The following is a 12,480-nucleotide window of genomic DNA, read 5'->3' as shown; positions in this document are numbered from 1 at the left end:
ACTTCAGCATTACAGGAAGCCGTACATTCCCGCGAACACCCAACCAAAGACGCAGGAGGTAAACACCCCGATCAAGCCTGGCAGGATAAAACTGTGGTTAATGACAAAACGGCCAATCTTGGTGGTGCCGGAACGGTCAAACTGAATGGCCGCCAGATCGCTCGGGTAGGTCGGCAGAATGTAATAACCATAGCAGGCGGGCGCCGATGCAACGATATAAGCCGGATTAACGCCGATTGCCAACGCAACGGGCACGATGGCGGCTAACGCGGCGGCCTGTGAGTTAACAAATTTTGAAACCAGCAACAGAATAACAGCGTAGGCCCACGGGTATTCTTTTACCAACGAACCCAGCGTCGCTTTTATCTGTTCCAAATGCGCCCCGAACATGGTTTCTGCCATCCAGGCAATCCCATAAACAGCAACGATGGCGATCATACCTGAGCGGAAGACCTCGTTTTTCGAAATGGACCCCGGATTGGTTTTGGTCGCAATAATGATGACTGCGCCAGCGAACAGCATAAACATCTGGATAACCAGTACCATGGACAGGGGCTTGCCGCCAAACTGTGGACGTAATTCCGATACCGCCCCCAGAATGGCGACGGCGGCAATGGCGCACAAAAAGATCCACATGGCAAGCCAGTTGCTGCGAGGCAACTTTTTGTCCAGCAGGGTCGCGGTATCGCCGTAAACATATTCTTTGTTTTCCGGTACAGAGATAAATTTCTGGAAATCAGGATCTTTATCCAAATCTTTACCTCTGAACCAACTGAAAATACCGATTGCCAGAATCCCCATAAGGGTAGATGGAATGGTAATCGACAACAGGTCAAGAAACTCCAGATGCTGACCGTTAAAGGTAAAGTTCGCCAGCATCGCTACCAGCGATACCACCGCCACGGAAACAGGACTGGCGATGACCCCCATTTGCGCGCCGATGGAACTGGCCGCCATGGGTCTTTCAGGGCGGATATTATTCTTGATGGCGACATCATAAATAATCGGCAGAATGGTATAAACCACATGGCCAGTACCGCACAGGATGGTCAGAATACAGGTCACGAACGGCGCGATGATTGACACATATTTCGGATTACGGCGCAGCAGTCGTTCCGCGATTTGCAACATCACGTCCAAACCCCCTGAGGCCTGAAGCGTTGCCGACGCAGCGACCACGGCGATAATTACCAACATGACGTCGACCGGTGGTTTACCTGGTTGAAGTTTGAAGACAAACACCAGAATAACGAGTCCTATGCCGCCTAATAATCCCAGCGCGATCCCGCCTTTTCTCGCACCGTAGAAAAGACAGATCAGGACAATGACTAATTGAATGATAAAATCCATAGATTTCCTACCCCATTGCTCAGAATGACGAGTTAATTAATTCGGTTGTCTTACTTTCGTCGCTGGTACTATAGGGATTGTTTATTATTAATTTTCTTGATCTAAGTCTATTAATTTTTATGTTTATTTTTTTTTGCTTTAAATAAAAGAAGTAGCTCCCAATAATTATTTTATGTTGATTTTTTTAGTTTTTAAAGTATAAAATTAGTTTTTTAATAATCATCAAAAACTAATTTATGATTATCGGTTAACCAACATTTAAAATATTACATACCTATCATTTCATTGTTCTATTTATGTTGTTAATAGGTTTTAATTTTGAATTTATCAGGTTTAATTTTTTGCCAAAAAAACCATTCATTCTGTGAGGTCAATCAGTGTTCAATGATTGAAATTTGTTATCTTCATGATTAAAAGGGATAAATATTTTGTTTTTTTGGCGGTATGCTTTTCGGGATCAAATGTCAATTATCACATCATTTTAATATTCCAATAAATGATAATAATCTGTTCATCACTATGATTTTTTATCTAATAAGATTTGTATAGCCTAATTTTTATTTTTTACCCAAACGCGTTGCGCGTTAATATATAGTTTCATAAGTTATATAAATAATGCCATTATATATCTAATGGCTTCTAAAATACCGACCGAAAGCGAAAGAAATCTTCTGGCGGCGGGGCAACCGCAAGGGGAAAAGCCGACAAGTCTGCAAGGTGAATTATTCAGGGTATATTCGTCAGGCAGAATGAAAATAACCTGCCAATTGACGCAGCATGGCGTCATCCAGAGTGCCCGCATAATAGCGTAGCTGGAGCCAGGATGTCAGCCAGGCGTAGCGGGCTTCGCTTAGATCGCGCCGGGCCCCGTAGAGCTGTTGTTCCGCATTTAACACGTCCAGATTGACGCGCTCTCCACCCTGAACGCTTTTACGCGTCGCGTCCACCAGCGCCAACGCTGACTGTTCCGCTAACTCGAACGCCCGGATTTTGGCCTGACTGCTGGTGACCAGATTGAACTGGCGGCGCAGTTCAATCTGAATCGCCGCAGTCTGTTCATCCTTCTGCTGCGCGGTTTGCTGATAGCGTTCTTTCGCCTGGCGCGTAGCGGCGGAGATGCCGCCGCCGGCAAAGATCGGTACGCTGACCCGAATGCCGATTGAACGCGTATCATATTTTTGGTTATAGCTGCTTTCCGTCTCTGACTGAGTGTTCCGCGTACTGGCAACCAGCGTGACCTGTGGCAGATGACCCGCCCGGTTGCGGGCGATGTCGTATTTAGCCACTGCCAGCGATTGGCTCAACGCCATCAGTTGGGCGTTGTGGCGCACCGCCAGCGCCTGCCAGTGCTGATAGTTCGCCGGCTGAAGCCGGCGCGGGGTGAAGCGGGGGGCCAGCGGCGCGAGCTGTTCTGCCGTGACGGGCATCCCCAGCAAGGTTTCCAGCTCCCGCAGGCTGATATCCAGATTATCCTGCGCTTCAATCAACTGGGCTTGCGTTAAATTCATTCTGGCCTCGGTTTCCAGCAGGTCGGTGCGGGTGCCTTCTCCTTGCTGAAACAGACGCTGATTGAGTTGAAACTGTTCCCGATATGCCCGTTGTTGCGCCTGAACCAGCGCAATCTGTTCATGACTGAACAGCACATTGCTGTAGGCCTGAAACAGACGTACCAGGAGCTGCTGGCTGGCATCGCGCAACTGCTCATCGGCCAGCACCGCCGTCGCATCGCCCTGCTGGTAGCGCGCCCAGGCGTCGTAGTCCAGCAGGGGCTGCTGTAGCGAAAGGCTGGAGGCGTGGCTGTTATAGTCGCGTTCTGCCTTGCGCCCGCTGGCGGTAACCGTGGAGTCATTGCGCGAATGACTGTAGTCGTAGCTGATTTTTGGCAATAGCGCGGCGCGGCCGATATTCCTTTCCTCCCTGTCGGCGTTACGCGCATGAATCGCCTTCTGAAAAGTGGGATCATGAATCAAGGCCCGCTGCCAGGCTTCGATTAATCCCAGCGCCTGACCCGGTAGGCTGTAGCTCAGTGTGAAAACCCCTAACAGCAGATAACAATGACGGATCACGGCGTGGCCGGTGCGTAAAGAGCGGGGCATGATTACTCCTCGGTCAAGGCAATATGCAAACGATCGAATAACGGTTTGAACAGGTAATTGAGCAATGACCGCTCCCCGGTTCGCACAAAGGCTTCCACCGGCATGCCGGGACGAATATCCAACCCGGCCAACTGCTGTTTTCCCTGCTCATCAACACGGATACGCAGGGCGTAGTAGGGGGTTCCGGTTTGTTGGTCGAGCAGCCGGTCGGCGCCAATCAGCGCCACCACGCCTGAAATACGCGGCGTCGTGGCCTGATTGAATGCGGAAAACAGCAACTCGACCGGCAAACCTTCTTTCACCCTGTCGACCAGTTCGATGGGTAACTGAGCGTCGATCAGTAGCGGTTGTCCGTCAGGCACAATTTCCATCAGCATTTGCCCGGCGCTGACCACGCCGCCTTCGGTATGCAGCGCCAGCCCGACAACCGTACCGCTGACGGGCGCGCGAATTTGCGTATTTTGTAATTCATATTCGGCGGATTTTAGCCGATGCGTGATGTCCTGAATCGAAAGCTGGATATCCGCAAGCTGGGTTCGCACCTCTTTCTGATACTCGTTCTGACGCTGGTCGATTTTTTGTTCCAGTTCGATGATCTGCTGCTGAATTTGCACCACATTGTTGCGCTCCTGCGCGATGGCGCCGGCCAACTGTGCCGCCTGACGTTCCACATCAAGCAGACGGTTACGGGCGATATAGCCCTCCCGCGCCAGCGGGCGTAATCCCTGTAGCTGTTCGTTGATGAGGCGGTATTGCGTTTGGTTACTGTTGAGTAACGCCAGAGCGCCCTGCGACTGCGCCTTTGCGCCGATGATTGCCGCCCGCATCGCCGCGATCTCCTGTTGCAGCGCCGCCCGGCGGCTTGTGAACAGTTGCTGCTGTGAGGTGCGGATCTGCTGTGCAATCTGCGGCGGTGAGGCGGGGGCGTCGGGGAAAGTGATCGCATCCAGATTGTCGCGCTCGGCCATCAAGCGGGCTTCGCTGGTCAGGGCTTCCAACCGCTGGGTGGACAGATTATCGCGCTGAGCCAGCGCCGGGGTTTGATCCAGCGTCGCGAGCGGCTGGCCGGCCTGTACCCGCTGGCCGTCACGCACCGCGAGTGTCGCAATGCGTCCGCCGCTGACGGGTTGCACGGCTTTTCGGTTGTCGGCAACGATAACCTGCCCGGATACCGGCACGCCTTTATCCAACGGGGCGAATCCGGCCCAGAGCAGCACGCCGCCGAATCCGAGCAGTACCAGCAGCATTCCCCATTTCAAATAGCGACCGGCATCGGCGTGAAGGGGCAGCACCTGGTCGTTTGCCGTGGCCTCGGAGCATGACGGGTTCGGTTGATGTTTCAATTCGGGTAAGGCAGACATCGCTATCCTCGTGGGCAAACTTCGTTACTGATCCGGTACGGTTTTACGCGGGCCTGACGCGTTGTAAACCATACTCAGCCCGAACGAACCGGGCAGGGATGGGCTGAACGCATTAGCCGCTTTGGTGCTCTTCACCGGGGTCGCCTGCTGTTTAGCCGTCTGGGGGCGCGGTCGCTCTTTCAGTACCTGATCGGCCGCGCCGAAATACTGGATTTGCCCGGCTTGCAGCACCAACAGTTTGTTGGCGCAGGAGAGCAGGCTGGATTTATGGGTAATCAGAATTTGGGTGCTCAGGGCTTGCTGCTGCGCTGCGATGGAAGCCAGCAGCGCTTTTTCGCCATCTTCATCCAGACTGGCGTTGGGTTCATCCAGCACGATCAGTTTAGGTTGGCCGTAAATGGCCCGCGCCAACGCCACTCGCTGTTTCTGCCCGCCGGAAAGCCCGGCGCCGTCTTCACCCAGCGGCGTATCGTAGCCTTGCGGCAAGCGCAAAATCATGTCGTGCACGCCCGCGGTTATGGCCGCCGCGACGATTTTTTCAGCATCCGGCTGGCTGAAACGGGCAATGTTCTCGGCAATGGTGCCGGTGAACAGTTGGACATCCTGCGGCAGATAGCCAATGAAGTGGCCGAGGTGTTCTTTATCCCATTGGTGCAGGTCTGCGCCATCCAGCCGGACTTTGCCGCCGAGCGGTGAGAGCGCGGCAACCAACAGCCGCGCCAGCGTTGATTTACCCGAACCCGAATGTCCCAGAACGCCCAGTACATCGCCGGGGGAGAGTTCAAACGTCAGGTTAGCCAGTATCGGCGTACGGGAGTGCGGCAAGCTGGCGCTTAACTGCTCCACCTGCAATTTTCCCTGCGGGGCGGGTAACGTCATACCGGCGACTCGCGCCGGGTTTTGATCCAGCACGTCGTTCAGACGCTGCCAGGCCAGCCGCGCCTGCATCCACTGTTTCCAGACGGCGATAAGCTGATCGATAGGGCTAAGCACCCGACCAATCAGAATTGAACCCGCAATCATCATGCCGGGGGTAATTTCACCGTTGACGGCCAGCAACGCGCCCAGCCCCAGCATCAGCGACTGAAGGGCCAGCCGGGTGCTTTTCGCCAGTGAGGTCATCGTCGCGCTTTTTTCACTGGCCACATTTTGGTAGTGCAGAAATTGATGATGCTGCGTCAGCCAGCGCTGACGCAGAGCGCTCAACATGCCCATGGCTTCAATGGCATCGGCGTTGCGCAGGTTGGCGTTGGCCTGTTGGGTGGCCTGGGCGGTAACTTTCGCCGCCTGCGCCAAAGGCGCGCGCGTCAGCCGCTGGTTCAGCCATGCCAGCAGAATCAATACGCCGCCGCCGCCAAGCGCCATCAGCCCCAGCCACGGATGCAATAAAAAAATCACCAGCAGATAAACCGGGAACCACGGCGCGTCGAAAAAAGCGAACAGCGCGTTGCCGGTCGCGAATTGGCGTAACGTGGTGAGATCGTTCAGCGTCTGTCCGGCCCTGGCCGAACCACTTTTCAGGCTGCTTTCAAACGCGGCGTTGTAGATACGCTGGTTGAGTTGCATATCCATTTGCGTACCGAGGCGGATCACCACGGCGCTGCGTACCCATTCCAGCAATCCCATCAATAAAAACAGTCCCAGCATAATGGCCGTGAGCATCGCCAGCGTCATGGTATTACCGGAAGGCAGGACGCGATCATAAACCTGCAACATATAAATAGCGGGAACCAGCATCAGCAGATTAATGACGGCGCTGAACACGCCGATACCCCAGAATCCCTGACGGTACGTCGCCAGCGCGTCGATGATTTCTCTGCCTGATGTGGCTGAACGGGGAGAGGACATGCAATGTTCCTTCTGCAATAAGCGAGACATTCGCCGTACCGCTATTCACGGCTATTCCCGGCGTTCACACGCCAGTCACCGCTACGGCGCCGGTTCTCTCTGTGCCGTAGCGGTATTTGCTCAAACGGCTGAAAGTCTCATCTTTTAGCCGTTTTCTTATGCCGCCAACAGCGTGTCCGTCGTTTCGGCGACGCCGACGACGTCCACCTCTGCGCTTTCTGCTGTTATGGCCGCGTCAGCCGTACTTTCGGCGGCAAAGCTCAGGCTGTCGAGGCTGGAGGTCAGATCGATGCCGGCGGAGGCCAGCGCGTCCAGCAGCGGCTGTACGTCGCCGCTCATCAGGCCGTAGACCACTTTATGCACCGTGCCGTCCTGTCCTTCATCTATGGTGCTGGACAGATCCAACCCACTGAAGGTGACTTCAGGCGCTGCGAGATAATATTCGGTTCCGACCGCCGAACCACCCTGCAAACTATTGCCAAAGGCCAGACTATCCAGCGAGCCATACAGGGTATGCGCCGGCTCTGCGAACAGAGTATAGGTCAGATCGCCTCCGGCGATTAGCGCGGAATAATCATTTTCGGTGCTGGTAATGGCATACTGCGTGCCGTCTATAAAGGTATCGCCGCCGTAGAAGCCGCCGGTGTTGTTACCCCCGACCTCGGTATTTCCTGCGGTATGGTTAACGTCGCCAAATGCGTTCGACCATTCGGTCAGATAATCGGTAATGCTGTAGTCGGCGTAGTAGGCATCGTAAGTAATTGCAAAACTCATAGCAGATTCCTCATTAACACACGATTGATATACACGGGCAGGCCGTGTATGCCGCTAAAGACCGGGAAGCGTTATCGCCGGTCTTTGTTTTCCCATCACCTGAATCGGTATTCCTCAGATAACGGAGAAATCAGAATCTATATTCCACTCCGGCCTGCACGGTTCTGCCCCGGCTTAGCGTATAGCTCAGCGATTCGCCGTAGCTAACCACGTAGGCGCGATTGGCGATATTTTCCACCGAGCCGCGCAGCGTCAGGCTGTCGGTCAGCCGGTAGCTGGCGTACAGGTCATACACCTGGTATTTGGGCCAGTCAGCCAGATAAGCGGAGTTGGTGGGCGCAGAAGTATCCTGATAGCCGGGGGCGAAACGCAGGGTAATGCCCATATCCAGCTTGCGATCGAAAGCGCGTCCGCCCAGGGTTACCGAACCACGGTCGCCCGGCAGATAGGCGGCATTGCTGAATAGCAATGTTTTTTCGCAGTAGAAATTGCTGGCTGAGGTATCTACGGGGATTGAATAATAGTTACCCCGTGATCCGCCGACTGTTGTTACACCTCCTAGCCAGGCGATCGGCGCACAGAAATCGTTATTGCCGAGCATCCGGGTGAAGGTTGCGTCGATATAGAGAAAACCTGCGTCGTAATTGAGCTGATACTCCAGGCCGCGGAAGCGGCTCTTTGCCAGGTTGTTCTGGAATACGGCGTTGCTTAATGAATAACCGTTGTAGCCCGGTTTCTGTCTGGCCGCATTGAGGCTGATATAGTTGCTGATCTTGGTATCGAAATAGGACATTTTGGCCACCAGCCGGTCGCCTTTGAGTAGCAGGTCGGGCTGCTGGATATTGAAACCCACTTCCCAGGCGCGGGAGCGTTCCGGCTTCAGGTAGGGATTGGGGTAGACGTAATAGTTGCCGGCGCTGTAGGTGCCGTTGGCGAAAGTCTCACTCACCGAGGGCGGACGCCAGGAAAGGCCGTAGCTGGTGAACAGTTGCAGCCAGTCCAGGCCCGGCCTGACGCCGGCAAACAGGGTGGGCGACAGCTTGCCGTGTTCGTCGTTCACATCCCAATACTCTGTTACGGTGGTTGTGCCGGGGCAGCGTGCTATCGATCGCTCCGTGCAAGGATTCTCAACAGTAAAGGGTAATTCTCTATAGCTGAGACTGGTGGTGCCGCGCAGTCGGTAACGGTCATAGCGCATTCCCCCTTGCAGGGTGAGCCAATAGTCATAAGCGTAGTTCAGGTTGGCGAACAGGCTGGCCATCGTGCGGTTGCCCGCGGGCGTGGCGCCGGCAGTGCTGCTGCTATTGCTGTCCGCCGTTATCTTGTCATAGTAGAGTTCCAGCCCGGCGTCGGCGCTCAGGTCGTGGGCGCCGCTTTGCCACAGTTTGGCGGTGTTCTGCGCCTGCAAACCGTAAGTGCGCAACCGGGTGCGGTCGCTGTAGGCATCGTTTCTGGCGGTGGCATAGTTATAGGTATCGTTATCGGTATCCGCGTAATAGATCTTGGCCTTAAAATCCAGCCAGTTCTGGTCGTCCGGTTTCAGGCTATAGTCCAGCGCCGTGTTGCGCGCCATGATGTCGCTATGGCTGGTTCTGTTCCAGCCCATTTCATAAGGCCAGGTATTGCTCAGGTTGGTCAGCGTACCGGCATTGTCCGTCGAGGTCTGGGTTTGCATATAGCTGAGTTGGATGCGTTGATTAGCGGGGAGATTCCAGCCGATTTTAGCCAACCGCGAGCGCATGGTATAGCCGGAATAGTCGACCTTACTGTGTTTCAACTGATCGGCCAGTTCATCGTAGCGGCCCGCGTTATCGTTGATGCGGACGCCGCCGATGCTACCGTCGTTGCCCGGCCAGTAGTCCCCTAAGTGACGTTCGCTGGCGCCAACCAGAATACCCCCGCTTTCGTTGCCCAGCGCCAGAATGCCGCTGCCGATAAACCGGGTGCCGTTGTCGCCGGTGCTGGCGTGCAGTTTGCCGCCGATTTCCTTGCCGGGCGCCAGAAAGTCGCTGGCGCTGGCGGTATTAAACGTGGCGACCCCGCCTAATGTGCCCGCGCTGCCCATCATGTTGGTGGCGCCTTTCTCAACGGTAACGCCGGAGAGCAGCTCGGAATCGATATATGTCTGGCCGTTACGCTGGCCGTAGCCGGTTTTCTGATAGTTCTGACGTATGCCGTCAATGTTCATATTGACGCGGCCGAAGTCCTGAATACCGCGGATATTGACTGATAATGCCGGATCTTGCTGGCTGACGCTGGAATAGACCCCGGCCGATTGCTCCAGCATATCGGCGGCGTGGCGGGCGGGACGATTGTCCATCTGCTCGCGGGAGATCACGCTGATGGCGCGCGGCTGCTCGTAAATCCAGTCCCCCGGATTGGCCACGCTCACCGCCCGTACCACCATGATGTCGTTGACCGAGGCGCCGTCGACATTAACCGGGCGGGGACGCAGCGTAATGACGCCAGCCGCGCTGATTTGAAAATCAACCGGGTTATTGCCAATTAACCGGCGTAACCCTTGTTCCGGGGCAACGCGCCCATGAAGTGAAGTGGCCTGCATGTTCTCCAGTTTTACGTCGGCGAAAAAAACTTGTAGTCCAGCTTGTTCGGCAAAACGCAGCAAGGCCATGTGCAGTGGTTGTGCGTTGATGGAAAATGCTCTCTCCTGGCCGGAGGGCGCCTGACCTACCGACGCGGCAGGGGGGGCCGCCAGTGCATTATCCAGCGGGGTGAGTAATGAAAACGCGGTGCCAACGACCAGGAATAGCTTACTAAACGGTAATAAACGGATTTCTTGAAATTGTGATTTTTTGTTCATTTCACCTGTTCTTCCGTCAATGAATTTAGCATTAATCCTTAAAAAACAGTCGGATATGCGCTCTTTGTTTATTAATGGAAATGATAATAAAAATCATTACCTAAATATATAGACGGCCGGTCGCGCGTAACCCGTAAAAAAAAATTAAATTTATCTGGTAAGCCGCCGCCAGGCGACGCCGGAAATCACCCGGCGTGGTTTTTTATCAGGCGTGGGAAGAGGGAGAAACCCGCGCCCGATGGCAAGCCCCAGGCGCGGGTTGATATCAGTACAGGATGGTGACGCCGGGCAATGACAGCGTTTTGGCGCCCAGTTCGGCGGTGATGATTTTCAATGCGTCATCCAGCCCGGAGAGAGAGAAAATACCACTGACTTTGCGCTGTCGCAGCGGCTTCCCGGAAACGATAAGCACCTTGTCGTGATAGCGGTTGATACGGTTAATCACCTCCGATAGCGGCCGTTGCTCAAAAATCAGCAAACCCCGAGTCCAGTCGCCGTCAGTCGCGCTATTCCAGTCAGATAACCGGACCATTCCCTGTGGGTTATAACCTGCCGCCTGTTGTTCATCCAGGGTCAACGTCTGGCCGCCCGCCGTCACTTGAACACGGTGTTCGATGACACCGACGGTGGTCATCTTCGGGGTATTTTGAATAATAAACTGGGTTCCCAGTGCCTGTGTGGTGCCCGCGGCCGCTGCGACCAGAAAAGGACGCTTTTCCTGTGCGTCAACCGGGGCGGCGCTGAACCTGGCGTTACCTTGTAAAAGTTTTACCCGGCGCTGGCCCGAACTGTAGTCGAGGGCAATGGCGCTGCCCGCATCCAGATCGACCCGGCTGCCATCAGGCAGCGTTACGTGGCGAACCTGATGTTCGGCGCGGTAATCTGCTCGCAGCATGAGAAATCCGTCAGATAGCCACGCGGTGGCGAAACTTAACCCCAGCAATAACAGGGCGGCCACCCGCCAGTAGGCAACACGTTTTTTCGGCGTCACCGCAGGCTGAAACGCCTGTTTTTGTTCAGCGCTGAGCGAGCCGAGTTCTTGCCAGAGCTGCCGCGTCTGTTGCAGGACGAATTGATGGCGGGGATCTTGTCGCAACCATTGTTGCAACGCCTGTTCTTGCTTATCCCCCAGTGGGGATTCAGCCAGCCGGACTGCCCAAAATGCCGCCTGCTGTCTGATTTCGGGTGGATAATCTTTCATCTGATGGGCCTGATTTTAATAGGGTCTCTAATGATGTAGACGTTTGATGGCGGTAAAGCCGTAAAAAATTTGTGATTATTTTCAGGACAGGCGAATGTTCATCATGGCATCCAGGGTGTTGGCAAGATGTTTTTCAACCGTGCTGAGTGAAATCTTCAGATGTTGGGCGATTTGCTTCTGCGTCATGTGTTCCAGACGATGTAAGCGGAATATCTGTTGGGTACGTTCGGGCAAGGTTGACAGAATGATCGCCAGCAATTCCAGTTCCTGTTGGGCGATCGCCATTTGATCAAGCTGCGGGGTGTGATCCGCTACTTCATCCAATGGGTGTTCCGTGGTGTTGGCCGATGAGGTCGACTGCCAGCGCTGTTGGTGGCGGAGATGATCAAACAGCAGATTATTGGCGGTTTTAAACAGATAAGCCTTCTTATCGGCGACATCGTTATTCTGTTCCAGCCGCTGAGCCAGTCGCAGAAAACTTTCCTGGACCAGATCTGCCGCTGTCTGGGGATCGTGCAGTTTATGATTGAGATACCTTTCCAACTGTTGAGCATAATGATGAAAAAGGATTCTGAGTTCAGACGCTGACATCACAACTTCCCGCCAGGCTAATTCGACCTGAGTCATAAAAGCAGTGTAATTGATAATTATTATCACATATGAGCGGGGCAATAGAGAGTTAAATATTCTTCAGATTGGTAGTCCGTCTGGTTCGGCTACACTTATATGTTGACCCGTCATAATTTTCTGGAGACGAAATAACATGACTAAACCCGACCCAAAAGACGTGACAGTCGGCGAAGGGCTTGCCAAAGTGCGTGAAGCCGCCGATCAACTGACGGAAGAAGAGATTGACGCGCTGGCCGAAGAAGCGAAGCAGGCCGCAATCGAGACACAAAAAGCCATTCGGATACAAAAGGAGAAAGCGGCGGGAAAAACCCCATAGCCAAACTTGTTGCTAGCGTTTTCGTCGATCCGGCAAAGTGGCAGATATTTTGCACACCTCTTTTATATAAGTGAAAAACCCGT

General features: G+C 54.2%; 10 protein-coding genes. 2 read left to right on the top strand and 8 right to left on the bottom strand.

The window, feature by feature from the left end:
* Positions 1–9: 9 nt before the first annotated feature.
* The 4 genes from EH207_RS11305 to EH207_RS11290 all read right to left on the bottom strand — a co-directional run bounded on the left by EH207_RS11305 (position 10) and on the right by EH207_RS11290 (position 6,655).
* Positions 10–1,350, bottom strand: a complete 1,341-nt coding sequence (locus tag EH207_RS11305) for an anaerobic C4-dicarboxylate transporter (protein ID WP_137714077.1) — start codon at positions 1,348–1,350, stop codon at positions 10–12.
* Positions 1,351–2,090: 740 nt separating this feature from the next.
* On the bottom strand, positions 2,091–3,446 hold the full coding sequence (locus EH207_RS11300) for a TolC family outer membrane protein (RefSeq protein WP_137714076.1): 1,356 nt from the start codon (positions 3,444–3,446) through the stop codon (positions 2,091–2,093).
* A gap of 2 nt (positions 3,447–3,448) precedes the next feature.
* Positions 3,449–4,807, bottom strand: a complete 1,359-nt coding sequence (locus tag EH207_RS11295) for an HlyD family type I secretion periplasmic adaptor subunit (RefSeq protein ID WP_137714075.1) — start codon at positions 4,805–4,807, stop codon at positions 3,449–3,451.
* Between the two features lie 24 nt (positions 4,808–4,831).
* Positions 4,832–6,655, bottom strand: coding sequence for a type I secretion system permease/ATPase (locus tag EH207_RS11290; RefSeq protein ID WP_137714074.1), 1,824 nt, complete (start codon positions 6,653–6,655; stop codon positions 4,832–4,834).
* Here EH207_RS11290 and EH207_RS18145 point away from each other — a divergent pair.
* Complete coding sequence (locus EH207_RS18145; protein ID WP_175413669.1) at positions 6,654–6,803, top strand: hypothetical protein; 150 nt, start codon at positions 6,654–6,656, stop codon at positions 6,801–6,803. The genes EH207_RS11290 and EH207_RS18145 overlap by 2 nt on opposite strands.
* Before the next feature lie 8 nt (positions 6,804–6,811).
* Here the strand turns inward: EH207_RS18145 and EH207_RS11285 are convergent, their stop codons facing one another.
* The 4 genes from EH207_RS11285 to EH207_RS11270 form a co-directional block, all read right to left on the bottom strand.
* Positions 6,812–7,429 carry a heme acquisition protein HasA gene (locus tag EH207_RS11285; RefSeq protein WP_137714073.1) on the bottom strand — a complete coding sequence of 206 codons (618 nt, stop codon included), beginning with the start codon at positions 7,427–7,429 and terminating at the stop codon, positions 6,812–6,814.
* Between the two features lie 130 nt (positions 7,430–7,559).
* Positions 7,560–10,250, bottom strand: a complete 2,691-nt coding sequence (locus tag EH207_RS11280; protein ID WP_137714072.1) for a TonB-dependent receptor — start codon at positions 10,248–10,250, stop codon at positions 7,560–7,562.
* A gap of 265 nt (positions 10,251–10,515) precedes the next feature.
* Positions 10,516–11,451, bottom strand: coding sequence for a FecR family protein (locus tag EH207_RS11275; protein ID WP_137714071.1), 936 nt, complete (start codon positions 11,449–11,451; stop codon positions 10,516–10,518).
* A gap of 81 nt (positions 11,452–11,532) precedes the next feature.
* A complete protein-coding gene (locus tag EH207_RS11270; RefSeq protein WP_137714070.1) occupies positions 11,533–12,042 on the bottom strand; it encodes an RNA polymerase sigma factor in 510 nt (169 codons plus the stop codon).
* Positions 12,043–12,214: 172 nt separating this feature from the next.
* On the opposite strand from EH207_RS11270, the gene EH207_RS11265 reads away from it, so the two are divergent.
* Positions 12,215–12,397, top strand: a complete 183-nt coding sequence (locus tag EH207_RS11265; protein WP_137714069.1) for a hypothetical protein — start codon at positions 12,215–12,217, stop codon at positions 12,395–12,397.
* The last annotated feature ends 83 nt before the right edge of the window (positions 12,398–12,480 follow it).

This window comes from Brenneria rubrifaciens (genome assembly GCF_005484945.1).
Lineage (GTDB): Bacteria > Pseudomonadota > Gammaproteobacteria > Enterobacterales > Enterobacteriaceae > Brenneria > Brenneria rubrifaciens.
Note: the sequence above shows the minus strand (reverse complement) of the source record. Positions and strands in the feature narration are given on the sequence as shown.